General features: G+C 75.8%; 15 protein-coding genes and 1 riboswitch. Of the genes, 12 read left to right on the top strand and 3 right to left on the bottom strand.

Annotated features, from left to right (window positions below; all coding sequences use genetic code 11):
- Positions 1 to 39: 39 nt before the first annotated feature.
- A riboswitch (guanidine-III (ykkC-III) riboswitch) is annotated at positions 40 to 104 on the bottom strand.
- An 89-nt stretch (positions 105 to 193) separates the two neighbouring features.
- From KBX06_RS11230 to KBX06_RS11200, 7 genes are all read left to right on the top strand, one after another.
- Entirely contained in the window at positions 194 to 1,117 is a 924-nt protein-coding gene (locus KBX06_RS11230; RefSeq protein ID WP_210834404.1) for an ornithine cyclodeaminase family protein, read from the top strand.
- A gap of 86 nt (positions 1,118 to 1,203) precedes the next feature.
- Complete coding sequence (gene rimO, locus KBX06_RS11225) at positions 1,204 to 2,805, top strand: 30S ribosomal protein S12 methylthiotransferase RimO (protein ID WP_247685630.1); 1,602 nt, start codon at positions 1,204 to 1,206, stop codon at positions 2,803 to 2,805.
- 77 nt (positions 2,806 to 2,882) lie between these two features.
- Positions 2,883 to 3,476 carry a CDP-diacylglycerol--glycerol-3-phosphate 3-phosphatidyltransferase gene (pgsA, locus tag KBX06_RS11220; RefSeq protein WP_210834403.1) on the top strand — a complete coding sequence of 198 codons (594 nt, stop codon included), beginning with the start codon at positions 2,883 to 2,885 and terminating at the stop codon, positions 3,474 to 3,476.
- Between the two features lie 131 nt (positions 3,477 to 3,607).
- Positions 3,608 to 4,195: a CinA family protein gene (locus KBX06_RS11215; protein ID WP_210834402.1), complete on the top strand. Its 588-nt coding sequence runs from the start codon at positions 3,608 to 3,610 to the stop codon at positions 4,193 to 4,195.
- Between the two features lie 145 nt (positions 4,196 to 4,340).
- Positions 4,341 to 4,784, top strand: a complete 444-nt coding sequence (locus KBX06_RS11210; RefSeq protein WP_210834401.1) for a helix-turn-helix domain-containing protein — start codon at positions 4,341 to 4,343, stop codon at positions 4,782 to 4,784.
- A gap of 209 nt (positions 4,785 to 4,993) precedes the next feature.
- On the top strand, positions 4,994 to 5,866 hold the full coding sequence (locus tag KBX06_RS11205; RefSeq protein WP_210834400.1) for a PspA/IM30 family protein: 873 nt from the start codon (positions 4,994 to 4,996) through the stop codon (positions 5,864 to 5,866).
- 23 nt (positions 5,867 to 5,889) lie between these two features.
- Positions 5,890 to 6,669: a hypothetical protein gene (locus tag KBX06_RS11200; protein ID WP_210834399.1), complete on the top strand. Its 780-nt coding sequence runs from the start codon at positions 5,890 to 5,892 to the stop codon at positions 6,667 to 6,669.
- A 57-nt stretch (positions 6,670 to 6,726) separates the two neighbouring features.
- Here KBX06_RS11200 and KBX06_RS11195 read toward each other — a convergent pair whose 3' ends face one another.
- Both KBX06_RS11195 and KBX06_RS11190 read right to left on the bottom strand, forming a co-directional pair.
- A complete protein-coding gene (locus tag KBX06_RS11195) occupies positions 6,727 to 10,374 on the bottom strand; it encodes a hypothetical protein (protein WP_210834398.1) in 3,648 nt (1,215 codons plus the stop codon).
- A 219-nt stretch (positions 10,375 to 10,593) separates the two neighbouring features.
- On the bottom strand, positions 10,594 to 11,418 hold the full coding sequence (locus tag KBX06_RS11190; protein ID WP_210834397.1) for an Fpg/Nei family DNA glycosylase: 825 nt from the start codon (positions 11,416 to 11,418) through the stop codon (positions 10,594 to 10,596).
- Between the two features lie 192 nt (positions 11,419 to 11,610).
- On the opposite strand from KBX06_RS11190, the gene KBX06_RS11185 reads away from it, so the two are divergent.
- Together KBX06_RS11185 and KBX06_RS11180 are read left to right on the top strand one after the other, a co-directional pair.
- Positions 11,611 to 11,880, top strand: a complete 270-nt coding sequence (locus KBX06_RS11185; RefSeq protein WP_247685629.1) for a hypothetical protein — start codon at positions 11,611 to 11,613, stop codon at positions 11,878 to 11,880.
- Between the two features lie 121 nt (positions 11,881 to 12,001).
- Positions 12,002 to 12,601: a hypothetical protein gene (locus KBX06_RS11180; protein WP_210834396.1), complete on the top strand. Its 600-nt coding sequence runs from the start codon at positions 12,002 to 12,004 to the stop codon at positions 12,599 to 12,601.
- Positions 12,602 to 12,740: 139 nt separating this feature from the next.
- Here KBX06_RS11180 and KBX06_RS11175 read toward each other — a convergent pair whose 3' ends face one another.
- Positions 12,741 to 17,423 (bottom strand): DEAD/DEAH box helicase, encoded by a 4,683-nt coding sequence (locus KBX06_RS11175; RefSeq protein ID WP_210834395.1) that lies wholly within the window; start codon positions 17,421 to 17,423, stop codon positions 12,741 to 12,743.
- A 172-nt stretch (positions 17,424 to 17,595) separates the two neighbouring features.
- Here KBX06_RS11175 and KBX06_RS11170 point away from each other — a divergent pair, with 172 nt between their 5' ends.
- From KBX06_RS11170 to KBX06_RS11160, 3 genes are all read left to right on the top strand, one after another.
- On the top strand, positions 17,596 to 17,982 hold the full coding sequence (locus KBX06_RS11170; protein WP_210834394.1) for a hypothetical protein: 387 nt from the start codon (positions 17,596 to 17,598) through the stop codon (positions 17,980 to 17,982).
- 124 nt (positions 17,983 to 18,106) lie between these two features.
- Positions 18,107 to 20,941, top strand: coding sequence for a Na+/H+ antiporter subunit A (locus tag KBX06_RS11165; RefSeq protein ID WP_210834393.1), 2,835 nt, complete (start codon positions 18,107 to 18,109; stop codon positions 20,939 to 20,941).
- Positions 20,938 to 21,417: a Na(+)/H(+) antiporter subunit C gene (locus KBX06_RS11160; RefSeq protein WP_210834392.1), complete on the top strand. Its 480-nt coding sequence runs from the start codon at positions 20,938 to 20,940 to the stop codon at positions 21,415 to 21,417. The genes KBX06_RS11165 and KBX06_RS11160 overlap by 4 nt, the downstream gene beginning before the upstream one ends.
- The last annotated feature ends 2 nt before the right edge of the window (positions 21,418 to 21,419 follow it).

The following is a 21,419-nucleotide window of genomic DNA, read 5'->3' as shown; positions in this document are numbered from 1 at the left end:
GCCCGGACCGTCGGGGCCGGGACGGGTGGGCTCGGTACACACGGGGCGTCTTGGCCTCACCGGGTACGCCCACCACTCGTCCGGGGCGACCGGGGCCGCCACGACCGACCGTAGCACCGGCCTGGTGGCGGGCGGGGTGGGCCGGGCCACCACGGCTTGACGTGAACCTTGCTTCAACTTGCAGTATCGGGTCATGCCGCTGCTCTTCGCCGATCCCGATGTCGCCGCCGCGCTGGACGCCCCCACCACGGTGGCCGCGATGCGCGACGCCCTGCTCGCCGCGTACGCGGGCCGCCTGGTCGCCCCGCCCCGGGCTGCCGCGCCGCTGGGCGGGGGACGGATGGTGCTCACCGCCGGGCACCTCGCCGGGGAGTGGTACGGCTTCCGCTCGTACGACACGTTCGGGCACCCGCAGAGCGAACAGGTGGTGGTGCTGCACGACGGGCGCACCGGGGCGGTCCGGGCGGTGGCGGTGGGGGAGGAGTTGGGCTCCCGGCGCACCGGCGGGCTCGGCGGGATCGCCGTGGACGCCCTGGCCCGGCCGGACGCCGCCACCCTGGGCGTGATCGGCTCGGGCGGGCAGGCCTGGACGCAGGTCTGGGCCGCCGCCGCCGTCCGCCCGCTGCGCGAGGTCACCGTGCACAGCCGCTCCGCCGCCCGGCGGGAGGCGTTCGCCGCCCGGGTCCGCGCCGAGCTGGGCGTGCCGGCGCGGGCGGTGGACTCGGCGCGCGCCGCCGTGCGCGACCGTGACGTCGTGGTGCTCGCCACCACCGCCGTCACCCCGGTGCTCGACGCCACCGACCTGGCCCCCGGCACGCACGTCAACGCGGTCGGCTTCAAGCAGGTCGACCGGCACGAGTTCGGCACCGACCTGCTGGACGCCGCCGACCTGCTGGTCACCGACTCGCCGGCGCAGGCGGCCGCGTACGACCCGCCGATGCTGGCGGCGCTGCCCGCGTACGCCGGGCGGTTGCGCGACCTGGGCGCGGTGCTGGCGGGCGCGGTGCTCGGCCGGACCGGCGCGGACCAGGTCTCGGTCTTCTGCTCGACCGGCCTGGCCGGCACGGAGGTCTTCCTGCTCGACCGGCTGGTCCGGGTCGGCGCGGCGGTGGCCTGAGCCGGCCGTGACGGCGGGGGAGTGTGAGGCGGTCGATGCGGCGGCCCGCCGTTGACGGGCGCCGCCCGCCGGCCCGGTACCCTCGGATGGTGTCTGCCACCTCCTCCTCCGACAACTCCAGCTCGGCGCGTCTGGCACCGCGCCGCGACCTGGAGTCGTCGTCCGACAACTCCGGCTCGACGGGTCCGGCCGCGCCGCGCCGCGACGTGGAGTCGCCCGACGGCCGTCGGGTCGCCCTGCTGACCCTGGGCTGCGCCCGCAACGAGGTCGACTCGGAGGAGCTGGCCGCCCGGCTGCACGCCGACGGCTGGCAGGTGACCACCGACGGCGAGGGCGCCGACGTGGTGGTCGTCAACACGTGCGGCTTCGTGGAGAAGGCGAAGCAGGACTCCATCCAGACCCTGCTGGCCGCCGCCGACACCGGCGCCAAGGTGGTCGCCGCCGGCTGCATGGCCGAGCGGTACGGCCGCGAGCTGGCCGACAGCCTCCCCGAGGCGCAGGCGGTGCTGAGCTTCGACGACTACCCGGACATCGCCGCCCGGCTGGACGCCGTGGTCGCCGGCGAGCGGATCGGCGCACACACCCCGCGCGACCGGCGTGAGCTGCTGCCGCTGACCCCCGTCTCGCGGCGCGACAGCGCGGTGTCGCTGCCCGGTCACGGTACCCCGGTCCGGGGCGTCACCGAGACCGACGAGCACACCCCGGCCCACCTGCGCCAGGTGCTGCGCCACCGGCTCGACACCGGCCCGGTCGCCTCGCTCAAGCTCGCCAGCGGCTGCGACCGGCGCTGCGCGTTCTGCGCCATCCCCGCCTTCCGCGGCGCCTTCGTCTCCCGTACGCCCGACGAGCTGCTCGCCGAGGCGGAGTGGCTGGCCAGGACCGGCGTACGCGAGCTGGTGCTGGTCAGCGAGAACTCCACCTCCTACGGCAAGGACCTGGGCGACCCACGGGCGCTGGAGAAGCTGCTGCCGCAGCTCGCCGCCGTCGACGGCATCGTCCGGGTGCGGGCGAGCTACCTCCAGCCGGCCGAGACCCGGCCCGGCCTGGTCGAGGCGATCGCCACCACGCCCGGCGTGGCGGCCTACTTCGACCTGTCGTTCCAGCACTCGAGCGAGCCGGTGCTGCGCCGGATGCGCCGCTTCGGCTCCACCGACCGGTTCCTGGAGCTGCTGGCGAGTGCCCGCGCGCTGGCCCCGGCCGCGGGCGCGCGGAGCAACTTCATCGTCGGCTTCCCCGGCGAGACCCGCGCCGACTACCAGGAGCTGGTCCGGTTCCTGACCGAGGCGAGGCTGGACGCGATCGGGGTCTTCGACTACAGCGACGAGGACGGCACCGAGGCCGCCGGGCTGCCGGGCAAGGTCTCCGCCGCCACGGTCAAGCGCCGCTACGACAGGCTCAGTGCGCTCGCCGACGAGCTCTGCTCGCAGCGCGCCGAGGAACGGCTGGGCTCCACGGTGGAGGTGCTGGTCGACTCGGTCGACGACGGCGTGGTCGAGGGTCGGGCGGCGCACCAGGCCCCCGAGGTCGACGGCTCGACCACCCTCGTCGCCCCGCCCGCCGGCGGGGTGGATCTGGCCGCGCTGCGCCCGGGCGACCTGGTGCGGGCGACGGTCACGGGCACCGAAGGGGTGGACCTGGTCGCGGTCCCGGATGAGATGATCTCGGCTGCGCCCGGCGCAACACGGTGACGGCGGGCCCGGACGGAGCGGGGGGACCGCGTGGTGGGGTGCCAGGTGCGCCACGGAGGCCGCGGCGGGGTGCGGCGGTGACCGGGGCGACGGATTCGACGCCCGCGCCGGTGGTGGCCCGTGTGCCCGTGCTGAACGCCGCCAACGCGCTCACCGCGCTGCGGCTGGCCCTGGTACCGGTCTTCGCGGCGTCCGTGGCCGCCTCGGCGATGACCCACGCCGGCTGGCGGATGGTCGCCTGTCTGGTCTTCGCCGTCGCCTCCGCCACCGACCTGGTCGACGGCTGGATCGCCCGCCGGTTCGCCCTGGTCACCTCGGTGGGCAAGGTCGCCGACCCGATAGCGGACAAGGCCCTCACCGGAGCGGCGCTGCTGCTGCTCTCCTGGTACGACCGGCTGCCCTGGTGGGTGACCGCCGTGATCCTCGTCCGCGAGCTGGGCATCACCGTGCTGCGCTTCTGGGTGATCCGGCACGGCGTGATCGCCGCCAGCCGGGGCGGCAAGGTCAAGACCGCGCTCCAGATCCTGGCCATCACGTGGTACCTGTGGCCGATGCCGGCCGTGCTCGCCGCCGTCGGCCCGTGGATCATGGCCGCTGCCGTCGGCGTCACGGTGGTCACCGGCTTCGACTACGTCGCCCAGGCTCTCCGGCTCCGCCGCCCCCGCGCCTGACCCGTGGCCCGTCCGGCGCCTTCGCCGGTCCCGACGCCGGCGGAGCCCGGATGCGACGACCTCCCCGGCGTGCCCCCGTGCCGGTCGGGAAGGATGAGTAGGGCGGGCGCGGCGGGGAAAGGACCCGGGACATGGACAGTGACGCGGACGGAGCGCGGCCGGTCGGGAGCCCGGCGGCCGGCGTGGTGCACCGCCTCTCGGAGCGGCACGAGACCCTGGCCACCGTCGAGTCGCTCACGGGCGGGCTGCTGGCGGCCTCGATCGTGGAGATCGCCGGGGTGAGCGGGATCTTCCGGGGTGGCCTGGTGGTCTACGCCACCGAACTCAAGTCGCGGCTCGCCGGCGTACCGGAGGATCTGCTGGCCGACCGGGGGCCGGTCGACCCGGACGTGGCGGTCGCTCTCGCGGAGGGCGGGCGGCGACGCTGCGGGGCCGACTGGGGCCTGGCGACCACCGGGGTGGCCGGCCCGGAACCGCAGGACGGCAAGCCGGTCGGGCTGGTCTACGTCGCGGTGGCCGGACCGTCCGGCACCCACGTCCGGCAGCTCGACCTGGACGGCGGTCGCGACCACATCCGCTCCGCCACGGTCGTCGAGGCACTGCGGCTGCTCGCCGCGCGGATCGACGAGACCGACGTGGCCGGGTCCGAGGCGGCCGACCCCCGGGCGGCCGGGACCGCGGGCGGGCGGACCGACGCGGCCGGCGCCGGTCGCCGGTGACCGTCGTCCCGCGATCCGAGGGGCGGGGTGGGATGTCGTGAGGGCCGGCAACGGGTACGGTTGCGGGAAGGCTCCGGCGACCGGTTCGGCTCGACGTGCCGGACGGGCCGCGTGGAAGAGTGGTGTCCCTCAGGGGGAGGTGCGAATGGTCCTGCTACGCCGCGTGATCGGTGACGCACTGCGGGCGCGCCGGCAGGGGCAGCACCGCACCCTACGGGAGGTCTCCTCCGCCGCCAACGTCAGCCTCGGCTATCTCTCCGAGATCGAGCGCGGCCAGAAGGAGCCCTCCAGCGAACTGCTGGCGGCGATCTGCGACGCCCTCGGTGCGCGTCTGTCGGAGCTGCTGCGCGAGGTCAGCGACACCGTCGCCCTCGCCGAGCAGATGCCCGGCGTGCTGGTGCCGGTGCAGGACGAGCCGGCCGCCCCCGCCGCCGCCGTCGCGGTGCGCAGGAACACGGGTCGGGGTGTGCACCAGGTCAGTTCGGACGGCACGGTCGCCGTCCAGGTCCGTCAGGACTCCCCGCTCAAGGCCACCCTGCGCAGTTCCCGGGTCCGGGGCAGCGAGCGCGACGTGGTCTGCGCCGCCTGACCAACCCCTTCCCCTGCCGCGCCACGTGGTCGGCCTCGACCCCGCCGCGTACCCTTGATCGCGGACGGCGTCGGCGCTCGCTTCGCTCGCCGGTACGGGTGCCCCGGTGGCGCCCGGCTGGGACGATGGAGCCACTGCCGCGCCGGAGCCGGTCGGGAGCACCCGGCGCGGTCGAGGCGGAGCGACGCTACTGAGGGGACAACGCAAAGATGGCGAACCCGTTCGTCAAGGGGTGGAAGTACCTGATGGCGCTCTTCGGCGCCAGGATCGACGAGCACGCCGATCCGAAGGTGCAGATCCAGCAGGCCATCGAGGAGGCTCAGCGCCAGCACCAGGGGCTGGTCCAGCAGGCCGCCGCCGTGATCGGCAACCAGCGGCAGCTGGAGATGAAGCTGTCCCGTCAGATGACCGAGGTCGAGCGGTTGCAGGCCAACGCCCGCCAGGCACTGGTCCTCGCCGACCAGGCCCGCGCCCGGGGCGACGAGACCGAGGCCGGCCGCTACGAGCAGTCCGCGCAGACCCTGGCGACCCAGCTCGTCTCGGCGGAGCAGGCCACGGAGGACCTCAAGACCCTGCACGACCAGGCGCTCGGCGCCGCCGCCCAGGCCCGCCGGGCGGTCGAGAACAACTCGATGATCCTGCAGCAGAAGCTCGCCGAGCGCACCAAGCTGCTCAGCCAGCTGGAGCAGGCCAAGATGCAGGAGAGCGTGGCCCGCTCGCTGGAGTCGATGTCGACGCTGGCCGCCCCCGCCAACACGCCCTCGCTCGACGAGGTGCGCGACCGCATCGAGCAGCGCTACGCCACCGCGATGGGCCGCGCCGAGCTGGCCGGCAACTCCGTCGAGGGCCGCATGCTGGAGATCCAGAAGTCGACCCTCGACTCGGCCGGCTCCTCCCGGCTGGAGCAGATCCGCTCGAGCATGGCCGGCGAGCAGCTCGGCGCCAAGCAGGAACGAGCGGGTGCGGAGCAGGCTCAGCCCGCCGCACCGGCCGCCGACCCGGCGGCCGCTGCCCGCCTGAACGAGATCCGGGCCAGCATGGGCCGCGAGCGCGGCACCGGGGACACCACCGCCGCCGGCTGAGCGGCCGGGTCGAGGAGGCAGAGGTGGCAGACGAGCGCACGCGGTACTTCCGGCGGCTGAGCCGGTTGCGGGGGTCCGCACGTCGGTGGAGCGTCACGGCCGGTGGCCTGAGCGGCGCCGCCGCCGTGCTGACCCCGTACGCCGGGCTCGGGCTGCCCGACGCGGCCTGGGCGGCCGGCGCGGGCGGTGCGCTGGTGCTGGCCGCCTGGCGCTGGATCGACCTGCGGGCGCTGGCCGCCCAGCCGGCGCCGGCGCCGCTCGCCCCGGCCGAGGCCGCCGCGCGGTCGCGCGCCAGGTTGGTCGCCGCCGTGGAACGGCTTCCCGTCGGCCCAGGCGTGCTGGCCGAGGTCCGGCGGGTGCGCTCGCGGGTGGCGCTGCGCGGCACCAGCGCCGCCGAGCCGTGGGCCCGGCTGGACCGGGCCGCCCTCACGCTCGCCGGGATGACCGGCCGGCTGACAGGACTGGCCTCGCCGGCCGTGCTGGAGGCCGCCGAGGCCGACCGGTCGCTGCGCGACCTCGCCGACCGGGTGGCCAGCGTCGAGCGCACGCTCCGGCTCGCCCCGGCCGAGTCCCGGCCGGCGCTGGCCGAGGCGCACCGCGCCCTGGCCGCCCAGCTGGAGCAGGGCGTCACCGCGTACGAGCGGCTGGTCGTGGCCGCCGCCGGCTACGTCGCCGGGGAGGCCCACCCCGACGCCGCGCACCCGGCCGCCTCCCGCCTCACCGAGGCGACCGACCTGCTGCACGGCGTCGCCTCGGCCCTGACCGAGCTGCGTACCGTCGGCGCCCCGCTGCGCACACCCTGACCACGGCGCCGAGCCCTCGTGCCCGGGTGGTCATGCAGACTGCCTGATCGGCGCGGGTCACCGGGGTGTGGTTATCGGGACCGGGCCGGTGAACGGGGAGCTGCCGACGACGTTGAACGAGCGGATCCGGTAGTGGTAGGTGACGCCGCGCGCCAGCCCGGTGTTGGTGAAGCCCCGGCCCGTGACGGTGAAGGTCGCCACCCCCCGGCTGAACGCCGGGTCCAGCGCCCGCTGCACGACGAAACCGGCGCCCGGTGAGGCCGGCGTACTGGACGCCCAGCCGAGGATCACCGTCGCCGTGTCCGGTCCGGTGACGGTAGCGGTGGCGGTCACGCCCGTCGGCGGGCCCGGCATCGGCGGGGTGGTCGCCCGGGCCACGGTCGACCAGGCCGAGGCGGCGCCGAGATAGGTGGTCCGCACCCGGTAGTAGTAGGTGGTGTCCGGGGCGACGGCGGCATCGAGGTGGTTGTCGCCGACCCCGATCGCGGTGGTGCCCGGCCCGCTGCTGAACGTCGGGTTGGTGGCCCGCTGCACGTCGATCCCCGTGGCGAACGAACGGTTGGCCCAGCGCAGCGCGATCCGCAGCGGCGCGGCGGGCGGGATCGTCGCGGTCAGCCCGGCCGGTGCGGCGAGCCGCACCGCGGCCGGCACGCTGTTGGACCACGTGGAACAGCTCACCGCGTTCTCCGCCCGGATCCGGTAGTGGTAGGTGACCCCCGGGGTGACGGTGGCGTCGGTGTAGCGGGTCGCCGTGGCCGCCACGGTGATCGCCGTGAGCCCCTGCGTGAAGGCGGCGTCGGTGGCCCGCTGGAGCAGATGGCTGGTGGCCGGCGGGCGACTGCCGTTGCCCGTCCAGGTCAGGGCGATCGCCGGTAGCGCGGTGGCCGAGCCGGGGACGGGGGTCACGGTCAGCCCGCTCGGTGCCCGGGGTGCCACCCGCAGCACCAGCGGCCGGATCATGCCCTGGTCCCGGTGGCCGCCGAGCTGACTGTGCCAGTGGTATTCCCAACCCAGGTTGACGGGCTGGTTCACCACCGTCGCGGGCCGGCCGTCCAGCGGGCTGACCGGGGTCGAGCCGGTCCGGGCGCCGGCCGGCCGGCTCGGGTCGAGCAGCCGTACGCTGTCGCCGATCTTGAACGGCAAGGGCGGCGCGACCGGACGGAGCGCGACGACCACGTCCTCACACGGGTCGACCCGGACGACCTGCTTCCAGCCCCGCTCCGCCGGGTGCGGTGCGCGGGTGGCGCCGTCCCAGCCGACCCGGCCGATCACCTGCACGTCGCAGCCGGTGAACCGCACCGGCTGGGTCTGCCGGCTGCTGCCGCGGATCCGCCAGAGCTGGGTGCCGTCGGCGGGCCCGCCCACCGCGACGGCCGGATCGCTGACGTGCAGCACCTCGGTGGCCGGGTCGGTCGGCCCGAGGGGCAGGACGGTGGGGGAGAGCGGCCCGGCGTGCGGGTGCCCGACGCCGAGCCGGCCGACGAGCCGGCCGTGGTCCGGTTCGAAGACCTGCTGCACCGACTTGACCTCGATCGGCAGGAGCACCGGGGCGGCGGCGCCGGCCGGGACGAAGCTGACCGTGCCGGCGTGCACCGGGACCACCGTGTCGCGCGCCGTCCGGGTGCCGAACGCGGCGTCGTACGCCGGCTGCGGCACGATCGGCGGGCGCTGGCTGGCCGCGTACGCGCCGGGCAGGCGCTCGCGCAGCCCAGCCAGGTCGTACGGCGGCGCCGGGGTGCCCGCGACCCGGAACTGGAGCAGGGTGCGGGTGTTCGGCCCGTACCCGGGGTAAGTCGGTGGCGCCCCGCCCTCGGCGGTGCGGTCCGGGCCACCGGTGCGGTGGTCGGCGCGCGGGTCGAAGCCGGGCAGCGGGGCCGGGCAGTCGTTGTAGAGGATCAGGGTGCCGCCGGGCGGGACGGCGGAGAAGTCCACCAGCACGTCGGCCGCCTCCCCCGGGGCGAGCAGCAGCGCGTGCCCGTCGACGTTGAGCACGGTCGGGTCGCGCCGGTCGTACCGGTAGCCGACCGGCTGGTTCGGCACCACCACCGGCGCGGGGAGCAGGCCGCACTCGTTGCCGATCTGGACGAGTTCCGGGCCGGCGGCGCGCGGGTCCGGGACCCCGCCGTCGCGCCCGTCCGTCGGCCAGCCGGCCGGTCGGTCCGGCGCGCGCACCGCCTCCACCATCGGCACCTCACCGGCGTCGGCGTCGGCCAGCCCGCCGTCCGCGTCCCACATCGGCCCGTCCGAGCGGGCCCGGTATAGCTGGAGGTTCAGGGCACGGTCCAGGCAGGCGTTGAGGATCCGGAACCGGTACGTCCTCGGCTCGACCGCCAGGTACGGGTACGCGGTCCCGTTGACCAGCACGGTGTCGCCGAACGCGTCCGGCACCGCCGAGGGGTGCGGTACGCCGGGCGCCAACGGCGGCTCGTCGGGTGCGGCGACCGGGTCGTGGTGCGGGTTCGGCACCGGGCCCGCCCGCTGCGGCGTCCCCCCGTGCCCCCGCTGCCCGGTGTCGTCGCCCGTACGCGACCACGGGCCGTAGTCCCACCGGCCGGTCGGGTTCGCCCCGTCGGCCCGGTGCGGGTTCTGCCGGGGCTGGTAGACGTGCGGGTGCCAGAGGCTGCCCCGGGAGCCCCAGCGGTCCCGGTCCCACGTCGGGTCCTCCCCGGCGAGCTGGCTGTCCCCCGGCACGAAGGTCTTGTCCTCGAACACCAGAGGCAGCTGGTCGGCGGGGAGCACCCCGTCGGCGACGAGCCGCTCCTCCGCCGGGTCGGTGAGCAGGTAGAGCGCGAGCTGCCCGGAGTAGACGGTGAGCCTTGCCAGGCCGACTGTGTTGTCGTGGAACCAGCACAGCCGGCCGCTCTGCTCGTTCGGGTAGTAGAGCGTGCTGGCGCCCGCGCCGGGCGGCGGCATGTCGGGCACGTGGCTCAGGCCGGGCCCCGTCGGGTACGGGGTGATCTCGCCGGCCGGGGTGATCCACTGCCAGGGGTTGCCGGCGCTGGTCCAGCCGGTGTGCGCGCCCGCCAGCCGCGGCACCGCCCGGTTCTGCGGGTAGGGTGCCGGGCCGTCGAGCGGGCCGGTTCCGGCGCCGTCGACGGTGGGGTCGACCGGCAGGAAGAGGTCGCCGGATCGGCCGGTGGGGAGCTGGTTGATGAACTTGACCCGGACCGGCCGGCCCCGCCGGGCCAGGATGAGCGGGCCGAGGTGCCAGGGCCGCCCCGCCGGCACGACCGTGTTGTGCCCGTGGGCGTCCGTGCCGAGGTTGAGCTGCCGGTAGCCGCGCAGCCGGGTCGCCGGCAGGTCCCGGTGCAGCCGCTGCGCGTACTGCTCCAGGCCGATCTCGTAGTAGTCGCAGCCCGGGTAGCTGACGGTGTCGGGCACCGCCACCGGCAGACGGGCGCCCAGCTCGGTGCGGCCGGGTGTGCCGGGGCGTGGCAGCGCGTCGACGAACTTGCGGATGCCGGTGCCGGGTACCACGGAGCCGTCGGCGTCGACGACCGGCCGCGGGCTGTGCGCGTAATTGGGCACCGGGCCGAAGTGGCGCGGGGCGGCGGCCGGATCGAGGCTGGCCGGCGCGACGACCGGCTCCGCCGCGCGCCGGGCCGCCGGGACGCCGGCCGCCCCGGTCCCGTCGCCGACGTCGTCGCCGGTGCGGGGCGCCGCCCGCTGCGCCCACGGGATGCGGAGTCTGCGGAACAGCTCCATGGCTCTCCCCGGTGTCCGGGCGCGGCGACCGCCACGGCGGCGTGGCGGACTGGTCGCGCTTCGTTGACGATGCGTGAGGAGTCAACCGCAGCATGCGACCTCGACGGTGGGGTTAGGAAGTACCCAATCGTCCGTATCTGCGGCGGCGAGGCGAATCGTCGCCGCAGATACGGAGTGTCCCGCCCGACACGCCGGCCGACGGGTGACCCGCGGTGCCGGTCAGCCGGCGGGATGTTCCGGCTGGCAGAGCGGGCACCAGTAGGTGACCCGCTCGCCCAGTTCCTCCTTGCGGATCGCCGTGCCGCACCGGCGGCAGGGTTGGGCGCGCCGGCCGTAGACGTAGCTGGTCTGCCCCCGGTGCAGCGACCCGGTGGTGCTCTGCGTCCAGCGGCCCCGGTTCGCCGCGAGCAGCTTCTGCGCCAGGGCGACGGTGCCGGCGAGGTCCGGCACCGCGCGTACCGGGGTCCACGGTGAGACGCCGCGCAGGAAGAGCACCTCGCACTTGTAGAGGTTGCCGACGCCGGCCAGGTTGCGCTGGTCGAGCAGCGCCTCGGAGATGGTGGCGTCCGGGTGGGCGGCCAGCCGGCGTACCGCCTCCGCCGGGTCCCAGTCCGCACCGAGCAGGTCGGGGCCGAGGTGCCCGACGAGCGCCTCCTCCTCGGCGGTCGGCACCAGTGCCAGGTCGTGCAGGTGGTAGCCGACGGCGACCCCCCGCGCGCTGCGCAGCACGACCCGGATCAGGTGGGCCGGCCGGGCCGTCCACCGTTCCCCCGGCGCGTACGCCCGCCACGCGCCGTCCATGCGCAGGTGCGAGTGCAGCGTCCAACGCGCCCCGCCGTGGTCTCCCGGGGCTGCGGCCCGTGGTGGGGCGGTGAGGCGGAGCAGCAGGTGCTTGCCCCGGCTGGCCGACTCCTGCACGGTCCAGCCGGTGAGGTCCGCGGCGGCGAGCTGCGGCACCCGGAAGTCGCTGCCGCTCAGGCAAGCGCCGGCCAGGGCGCGGTGCAGTACGCGGGCGGTGTTCCAGACGGTGTCGCCTTCGGGCACCCGTCCATCCTTCCTCGTCCGAGTCGAATTCGCATGTGTCGCTATTTGTATGGAGGTTCCTGTCGATCTGTCAACAAGGGCACGATCAGGGAGTTCTGAGGAGAATGCCATGATTCTGCCCTGAACCCGGCCGGCGTCGACCTCGCCGACGGCACCTTCCGGGACGGGTCGCAGCTGACCACCAACGCCTGGGTGGACGTGGCGTACCTGTGGACCGGCAGCGGCCCGCGGGGCGTGGTGGGCGACGGCCCGCTCAACATCCGCGCCGGCGCCAGCACGGGCTACGCGGTGCGCGGCCTGGCCGCCCGGTACGCCAACGTGCCGATCCAGTGCCAGGTGACCGGGCAGACCGTCGCCGGCCCGTACCGGACCACCAACCGGTGGAACCGCCTCGCCAGCGGCCAGTACGTCAGCCACGCGTACGTCTCGGCGATCCACGGCGGCGCCGTGCCGCTCTGCTGACCCCAAGCGCGTACGCCCGCCGGACCGGGCGGCCGACCGGGGCGGGGTGGCAGAAATGGGACAGCGGCACTGGCCGACCGGCCACTGCCGGGACGGGGCCGGGTTGGGCAGACTGCCAGGGGTGACCAACCGGAGCCTGCCCGCCGTCGCGGTGCTCGTGATCGCCGCCGCACTCACCGCCGCCTGCGGCGACGACGCGGAGGACCGGCGCGCCGCGCCCCCGGCGTCGACCCCGGCCGCCCCGGCGTCGACCCCGGCCGACCCGCTGTCGTCGGGCCCGACCGGCCCGACCGCGACGCCGGCCGCCCCGCCGACCACGTCGCCGAAGGGCCCGGGCCCGGCGGGCCCGAGCGCCGGCGGGCCGACCGAGCGCCGTCCCGCCAGCCCGCCGACCGTGAAGCTGCCGGTCCGGCCGACCGGGACGCCCGGGGCGCGGCAGGTCGTGGACGCGTTCAAGGCCGCCGGGCTCAAGGTGCCGAACCCCCGGGACCGGTCGGTCGACTGCGGCCCGGACGGGCTCGGGCTGGGCTGCTCCGAGCTGGTCGCCACCGACGCCGTCACCGTCTACGTCTTCCCCGACGAGACCAGCGCCAGCGACATCGCCGAGACGTGGGGCGGCCAGTCGTTCCGGCGGGGCACGGTGGTGCTCAACTACCTGGAGGCGAAGACCCCCGCCGCCGACCGCGCCCGGTACGAGAAGGTCCTCACGAGCCTGCGCTGACCGACTGGCGACCATGCGGTGCTGGTGGCAGGACGTGCTCCGGAGACGCTGTCGAGCTGCCCCGTGCACGAGACCACCGACCGACCGACACCGACGCGGCTTTCCGGCCGGCCTGGCTTCTCGTGCCTGTCGGTGTGGGTCAGCCGCGCAGACGCAGGCCACGCGGGGTCGCGCGGAAGCCGGCCGCGGTGAGGGCGTCGCGCAGCGGCGAGGACCGCACCGCCTCGCCGTCGGCACGTTCCACCGACATCGCGCCCAGCGCACCGGAGTGCACCGCTTCGGCGAGCGCCTTCCCGGCCGCCGTCAGCAGGCCCGTGTCGTCGGTGAAGGAGAGGATGGTGCGCCCGCCGCGCTCGACGTAGAGCACCAGGTCACCGGCGACCAGCACCACCACGGCACCCGCCTTGCGGCCCGCCCGGTGCCCGGTCGCCGGGGCGGCCCCGTCGCCCGAGTCGACGACCCGCTCCGGCCAGGACAGCGCCGCACCGTAAGGGTTGGCCGGATCGGTGGCGGCGAGCACCAGGGTCGGTCCACCGCGCCCCCGACCGCCGTCGGTCGGCTCGGCCACCGCCCGGATCCGGTCCACCGCGCCCGGCACCGCGAACTGCGCCGCGCCCAGGCCCTCGACGAAGTAACCCCGCCGGGCAGCGCCGCGCTCCTCCATCGCGGAGAGCACCGGATAGACGGCGGCGAAGCCGCCGGGCACCTGCTCGGCGAGCACCGCGCCCCGGGTCACCACGCCGTGCCGTTCGAGCAGCACGTCGGCCAGGGCCGCGGCGCGGCGGGTCGGGTCGCTGTCGCGTTCCGGCAGGCGGGACCAGCGGCCGGCGACGGTCGGCGGGCCACCACGCGTCGGCAGGGCCACCCGGCCGGGTCGCCGGTAACGGGTGCGCGGCGCGGCGGCCCGGGACCGGTGCGCCCCGCCGCCGCCGAGTGCCGCGCGCATCGGCGCCAGGGTGTCGTTCGTGAGGTGACCGGCCCACACCAGGTCCCAGACCACGGCGGCCAGCGCGGCATCGTCGGTCGAGGCGACGCGGTCGGAGAGCGAACGGAAGAACAGCGCCTGCCCGTCGCCGAGCGCGTCCAGGACCGCGTCGTGCAGCGGGGTGCGGGTGAGCGCCTCGTCGGGCGGGGGAAGCAGCAGCGGCGCGACGTCCGCGTACGCGAGGGTGACCCAGCCGTCCCCGCCGGAGATGGCCCCGGAGCCGGCCCAGAGGACCTCTCCGCTGGCGCAGAGCTCGTCGAGCTGGGCGGGGGAGTAGTCGGCGACCCGGCCGGGCAGCACCAGCCGCTCCAGCGCCGACGCCGGCACCGCCACCCCCTGCAACTGCTCCACGGCGGCGGCCAGCGCCTCCACCCCCCGCGCGGACGAGCCGACCTGCTGCCAGCGGGGCAGGAACGCGGCCAGTGCGCGGGGCGGCACCGGCTCGATCTCCCGGCGCAGCGCGGCCAACGAACGGCGGCGCAGCAGCCGCAGCACCTCCGCGTCGCACCACTGGCTGCCGGCCGTGTCGGGGGTGAACTCGCCGGCGACCACCCGCCCGATGGCGGCGAGCCGGCGCAGTGTCTGCTCGACCACGAAGACGCCGAGCCCGAGGCGGGCCGCGCAGGTGGCGGCGGCGAAGGGCCCGTGCGTACGCGCGTAGCGGGCGACGAGGTCGCCGAGCGGATCGGCCACCGGGGCGAGGTACGCCTCGGCCACGCCGACCGGCAGGGCCACGCCGAGGGCGTCGCGCAGCCGGGCGGCGTCCTCGACGCCCACCCAGCGCTCCTCGCCCGCGATGCGTACGCGCAGCACCCGGCGGGCCGCCGCCAGGTCGGTCAGCCAGGCGGGGGAGGCGCCCCGCTCGGCCAGCTCCGCCGCGGAGAGGTCGCCGAGCACGCGGAGCAGCTCGACCACGTCCTCCGCGTCGCGCGGACGGCGCTGCTCGGTCAGCCAGCGCAGCTGCCGCTCGGTCTCGGCCAGCACCGCCGGGTCGAGCAGCTCCCGCAGGTCGACCCGGCCGAGCAGCTCGCCGAGCAGGGTCGAGTCCAGCGCCAGCGCGGCGGCCCGGCGCTCGGCCAGCGGCGCGTCGCCCTCGTAGAGGAACGCCCCGACGTAGCCGAAGAGCAGTGAGCGGGCGAACGGCGACGGCTGGACGGTCTCCACCTCGACCAGGCGCACCTTTCGGGCGGCCAGGTCGCGCATCAGCCCGGCCAGGGCGGGCTGGTCGAAGGCGTCCTGGAGGCACTCCCGGGCGGCCTCCAGGGTGACCGGGAAGTCGGCGTACTCGCGGGCGACGTCGAGCAGTTGGGCGGCGCGTTGCCGCTGCTGCCACAGGGGCTGGCGGCGGCGCGGGTCGCGCCGGGGCAGCAGCAGCGAACGGGCGGCGCACTCGCGGAACCGGGACGCGAAGAGCGCGGACGTGCCGACCGACTCCTCCACGAGCTGGGCGATCTCCTCCGGCTCGAAGACCACCACGTCGGCGCCGGGCGGCTCGTCGGCCGTGTCCGGCAGGCGGACCACGATGCCGTCGTCGGACGGCATCACCTGGGCGTCCACGCCGTGACGCTCGGCGAGCCGGCGGCCGATGGCCAGCGCCCACGGCCCGTTGACCCGGGCGCCCAGCACGCTGTGCACGGCCAGCCGCCAGTCGCCGAGCTCGTCGCGGAACCGCTCGACCACCACCGTGCGGTCGTCGGGCAGGGACCGGGTGGCGGCGCGCTGCTCGCGCAGGTAGGCCATCAGGTTGCCCGCGGCCCAGTCGTCCAGCCCGCCGGCCCGCAGCGCGGCGACCGCCGTCTCGTCGTCCTGCCGCAGCAGGGCCCGCACCCGGGCGCCGATGGCCCGGCCCAGCTCGACGGGCCGGCCGAGCTGGTCGCCCTTCCAGAACGGCATCTTCGCCGCCTGGCCGGGGGCCGGGGAGACCAGCACCCGGTCGGGGGTGATCTCCTCGATGCGCCAGGACGACGAGCCGAGCAGGAAGACGTCGCCGACCCGGGACTCGTAGACCATCTCCTCGTCCAGCTCGCCGACCCGGGCGGCCCGTTCGGCCCCGGCCAGGAAGACGCCGAAGAGGCCACGGTCGGGGATGGTGCCGCCGCTGGTCACCGCGAGCCGCTGCGCGCCGGGGCGGCCGGTCAGTGTGTCGGTGGCGCGGTCCCAGACCAGCCGGGGCCGCAGCTCGGCGAACGCGGTGGACGGGTAGCGGCCGGAGAGCATGTCGAGCACGGCGTGCAGCGCCGAGTCGGGCAGCTCGGCGAAGGGCGCCGCCCGGCGCACCAGCACGGCCAGGTCGCCGACGCGCCACGGCTCCAACGCCACCATGGCGACGATCTGCTGGGCCAGCACGTCGAGCGGGTTGCGCGGGTGGTGCAGCTCCTCGATGGCGCCGTCGGCCATCCGCTCGGCCACCACGGCGCAGGAGAGCAGGTCACCCCGGTGCTTGGGGAAGACCACGCCGCGGGAGACCGCGCCGACCTGGTGCCCGGCCCGGCCCACCCGTTGCAGCCCGGCGGCCACGCTGGGCGGCGCCTCGATCTGCACCACCAGGTCGACGGCGCCCATGTCGATGCCCAGCTCCAGACTGGAGGTGGCCACCACGGCGGGCAGCCGGCCGGACTTGAGCGCCTCCTCGATGTGCTTGCGCTCCTCTCGGGAGACGCTGCCGTGGTGGGCGCGGGCGATCACCGGCGGCGCGCCGGCCGCCGCGCCGGCCTGCGCCATCAGCTCCCCAGGCGTACGACCGGCGCGCAGCGGCCCCACGGGACCGCCCCACCCGTCGGCCCGTGGATCCCGCGCGCCCTCCGGCTGGCCGCGCGGTGCGGACGACACGGCTCCCGGCCCGTCGTGCGGGGCGGGTGAGCCGGCACCCGGTGCGCCGGGCCGCGCGGGCCCGCCGGCCAGCTCCTCGCCGGCCAGCTCGTTCAGCCGGGCGCAGAGGCGCTCGGCGGAACGCCGGGAGTTGGTGAAGACGATGGTCGAGCGATGCGCCCGGACCAGGGAGAAGACGCGTTCCTCCACCGCCGGCCAGATGGACGCTCGACGCGGGCCGGGACCGCCGAGCTCGTCCTCCGGCGGCTCCTGCTCGTCGAGGCGGGTCATGTCCTCCACCGGGACCTGGACGCTGACCTCGATCGTCTTGGTGCTGGGTGGCGCGACCACGTCGACGGCGCGGGCGCCGCCGAGGAAGCGCGCGCAGGCGTCGAGCGGCCGGACGGTGGCGGAGAGGCCGATCCGCTGCGCCGGGGCGGGCAGCCGCTCGTCGAGGCGTTCCAGGGAGAGCGCGAGGTGGGCCCCGCGCTTGGTGCCGGCGACCGCGTGCACCTCGTCGACGATCACCGTCTCGACCCCGCGCAGGGAGTCGCGGGCGGCGGAGGTGAGCAGCAGGAACAGGGACTCGGGTGTGGTGATGAGGATGTCGGGCGGGGTGCGTGCGAAGGCCCGTCGCTCGTCGGCGGGGGTGTCGCCGGTGCGCATCCCCACGGTGATCTCCGGCGGCGCGACGCCGAGCCGGGTGGCGGCCTGCCGGATGCCCGTCAGGGGGGTGCGCAGGTTGCGCTCGACGTCGACCGCGAGCGCCTTGAGCGGGCTGACGTAGAGCACCCGGCACCGGTGTCGGGGGTCGGCCGGGGCGGGCTCGCGGGCCAGCCGGTCGAGCGACCAGAGGAACGCGGCCAGCGTCTTGCCCGAGCCGGTGGGAGCCACCACCAGCGCGTTGCGCCCCGCGGAGACGGAGCTCCACGCGCCGGTCTGGGCGGCGGTGGGCGCGGCGAAGGCGGCGCCGAACCATTCCCGGGTGGCCGCGCCGAAACCCGCCATCGCATCCGTCACGCCATCCATCCTGCCCCGGTGGACCGACATTCCGGCCCTTGGCGGGGGCACGAAGCCCTGCTCCGGACCGGGCGCGATGTTTGTGCGTTTAATCCATTAAGTCTTACTTAACTGCTTGCTTGTGCCCCACAACATAAAGTAACTTCACCCGGAGCGTCGGCCTGGGGTGGAGGGGATCGGTTTGACCGTCGAGCAGCGGAGCTTCGAGCCCGGCACCGACGTGCTCATCCGCAAGGTCGACAGTCATCTGGCCGCCGTCCGCGCCGGCCTGTCCGGCCCGGAGCTGGAGCTGGCCGAGCGGCTCGCCGCCGCCCTGCGGGAGCTGGTCGTCTCCACCGCGCAGGCCAGTGCGGCCGACCGGGGCCAGGTCCGCGCCGCCGTGCACTACTTCGTGCTGCGGCGGGAGAGTCGGGGCCGGTTGTTGTCCGTGCGCTCCCTCGCCGCCGCCCAGCGGGTGGTCAACAAGATCGTGGTCCAGCTCGGCCGGCCCGACCTGCTGGTGGAGCCCCGCCGCGAGCGCCCCGCCCTGGATCCCGTCGCCCCGGTCGCCGAGGTCACCGTCGGCTGAGCATCCCGCCGCAGAACGGGACGAATTCGCGCAAAACCCCCCGCCGGGCGACGAACTGGCGTGTGATCGCACCTAGGTGCCGTCCCACCTCGGCGCGCCGCAGCCACCTCGACCGGGAGCGCGGGTGCTCGTACTGCTGATCCTCCACCTCGTGGCGGCCCTCGTCGCACCCCTGCTCGTCCGGTGGTGGGGTCCCCGCGCCTGCTACCCGCTGGCGCTGGCGCCAGCGGCCGCGTTCGGGTGGGCGCTGGCCCGCACCCCCGCCGTGCGCGACGGCGGCGCGGTGGTCGAGACGTACCCGTGGGTCGGCCAACTCGACGTCGACCTGACGCTGCGGCTGACCACCCTGTCCTGGTTGATGGTCCTGCTCGTGGGCGGCGTCGGCGCGCTGGTCCTCGTCTACAGCGCCCACTACTTCGGCCGGGAGTCGCCCGGCGTGGCCCGGTTCGCGGCCGTCATGGTGGCCTTCGCGGGGGCGATGCTCGGCCTGGTCCTCGCCGACGACCTGCTGCTGCTCTACGTGTGCTGGGAACTCACCACGATCTTCTCGTACCTGCTGATCGGGCACAGCCCCGAGCGGCGCTCCAGCCGGTGGGCGGCGGCGCAGGCGCTGACCGTGACCACGCTCGGCGGGCTGGCGATGCTGGTGGGGTTCATCATGCTCGGCGGGCACGCCGGCACCTACCGCTGGTCGGAGATCACCGCCGCCACGTTGCCGGCCGGGGCGTACCTCGTCACGGCGGTCCTGCTGATCCTCGCCGGGGCGCTGTCCAAGTCGGCGCTGCTGCCGTTCAGCTCGTGGCTGCCGACGGCGATGGCCGCCCCCACGCCGGTGAGCGCGTACCTGCACGCCGCCGCGATGGTGAAGGCGGGCGTATACCTGATCGGGCTGCTCGCACCGGTGCTGGCGAGCGTCGGCCCGTGGCGGCCGGTGGTCGTGGTCGCGGGCCTGGCCACCATGCTGGCCGGGGGCTGGGCGGCGCTGCGGCAGACCGACCTGAAGCTGCTGCTGGCGTACGGCACGGTCAGCCAGCTCGGCCTGATCGCGGTGACGCTCGGGGCGGGCACCCCGGACACCGCGCTGGCGGGGGCGGTGATGCTGCTGGCCCACGCCCTGTTCAAGGCGCCGCTCTTCCTCGTCGTCGGCATCGTCGACCGCCTGGCGGGCACCCGCGACCTGCGCGAGCTGTCCGGGCTGGGGCGCGGCGCGCCGCTGCTCGCCACCGTGACGGTGCTCGCCGCCGCGTCGATGGCCGGGCTGCCGCCACTGGTCGGCTTCGTCGCCAAGGAGGCCGTGCTGGCCGCCTTCACCGACCGGCCCGCCGTCCTCGCCGTGCTGGTGGCCGGCACCGCGCTCACCGTCGCCTACAGCGCCCGGTTCGTCTGGGGCGCGTTCGCCACCCGGGCGGGCGTGCGGCGGACGGTCCTCGGGCGGATCCCGGCGTCGATGCTCGGCCCGCCGGCCCTGCTGGCCGCCGTCGGGCTGGCCGCCGGCCCGGCCGCCGGCATCCTCGACGGCCTGCTCCGCCCGTACGCCGAGCTGTTCGGCGTCGTCGGCAAGGACCTGGCACCGTGGCACGGCCTCAGCCCCGCGCTCGGCTTCTCCGCGCTCGCCGTGGCCGGCGGCGCGGCCCTGTTCGCGCTGCGCGGCCCGCTCGCCCCGGTGCTGGCCCGGCTGCACGTCCCGGTCACCGGCGACCAGGGGTACGAGTGGGTCACCCGCCGCTTCGACCGGCTGGCCATCGAGGTCACCGGCGCCACCCAGCGCGGCTCGCTGCCGCAGTACCTCGGCGTCATCCTGCTGGTGCTCGCCGTGGTGCCCGGCGGGGCGATGCTGGCCACCCGCCCGTGGCGGGACCGGATCGCCCTCTGGGACAGCCCGGTGCAGGTCCTGGTGGTGGCGGTGGTGACCGTCGCGGCGGTGCTCGCGGTGGGCGCCCGCCGGCGGCTGACGGCGATGCTGCTGGTGGGCATGACGGGCTACGGGACCGCGATGCTCTTCGTGGCCTACGGCGCCCCGGACCTGGCGCTGACCCAGTTCCTCGTCGAGACCGCCACCGTCGCGGTCTTCGTGCTGGTGCTGCGCCGGCTGCCGGAGCGGTTCTCGGCCCGCCCGCGACGCAGGCGCTGGGTGCGCCGGTCGATCGGGCTGGTCGTCGGCGTGGTGGTCGGCGGGCTGGCCCTGACCGCCGCCTCGGCCCGCCAGGCGACCACCATCTCCGACGCGTTCGGAGACCTGGCGGTCACCCAGGGGTACGGCCGCAACGTGGTCAACGTGACCCTGGTCGACATCCGGGCCTGGGACACGATGGGCGAGCTGTCGGTGCTGGTGGTGGCCGCGACCGGCGTGGCCAGCCTGGTCTTCCAGCGGTCCCGGACCGGGCCCCGCCCCCGCCGCCCGGACCCGCCGAGGCGGGCGCAGCGGCCGGGGCACCCGGTCTGGCTGCGCGGCGGGGCGACCCTGCACGAACGGCAGCGTTCGATCGTGCTGGAGGTGGTGACCCGACTGGTCTTCCACACGGTGGTGGTCTTCTCCCTGTTCCTGCTCTTCTCCGGCCACAACGCGCCGGGCGGCGGCTTCGCCGGCGGCCTGGTGGCGAGCCTGGCGCTGGCCGTGCGCTACCTGGCCGGCGGCCGCTACGAGTTGGCCGAGGCCGCCCCGGTGGGCGCCGGCACGGTGCTCGGCGCCGGCCTCCTCGTCTCCGTCGGCACCGGAGCCGTCGCCCTGTTCGCGGGCGCGTCGGTGCTCGAGAGCGCCCGGATCGACCTGTGGCTGCCGCTGATCGGGGAGTTCTACCTGGTGACGTCCCTCTTCTTCGACGTCGGCGTCTACCTGGTCGTGGTCGGGTTGGTGCTGGACATCCTGCGCAGCCTCGGCGCCGAGGTGGACCGGCACATCGAGGCGGCCGGCGAGTCCGGGGGCGGGCTGCGGGTCGACCGGCGGGGGGACCGGACGTGAGGTCGGACGGCGCGGGACCGAGCCTGGTGCTGGTCGTCGCCGCCGGGGTGCTGACCGGCTGCGGGGTCACCCTGCTGCTGGAACGCAGCCTGAGCCGGATCCTGCTCGGCGTCATCCTGCTCGGCAACGGGATCAACGTGCTCATCCTGCTGGGCGGGCACCCGGGCGTCGCCCCGGTGGTCGGCACGGCGCCCGCCGGCCCGCTGAGCGACCCGCTGCCGCAGGCCATGGTCCTCACCGCCATCGTGATCACCTTCGGGCTGACCGCGTTCCTGCTGGCGGTGAGCTACCGCAGCTGGTATCTCACCGGCGACGACGAGGTCCCCGACGACATCGAGGACCGGCAGGTCCGCCAGGCGGCCGAGCGCAACGAGCTGGCCGCCGTCGACCTCGGGGGCGAGGGCCCGGACGCCGACCCGGAGCAGGCCGACCCGGAGCCGCCGCGTCGGCTCCGGCGCGGGGACGGCCCCGGATGACC

Source organism: Micromonospora sp. C31, assembly GCF_018070575.1.
GTDB lineage: Bacteria > Actinomycetota > Actinomycetes > Mycobacteriales > Micromonosporaceae > Micromonospora.
The sequence above is the reverse complement of the archived record's forward strand: the minus strand, read 5'-3'. Positions and strand labels throughout refer to the sequence as shown.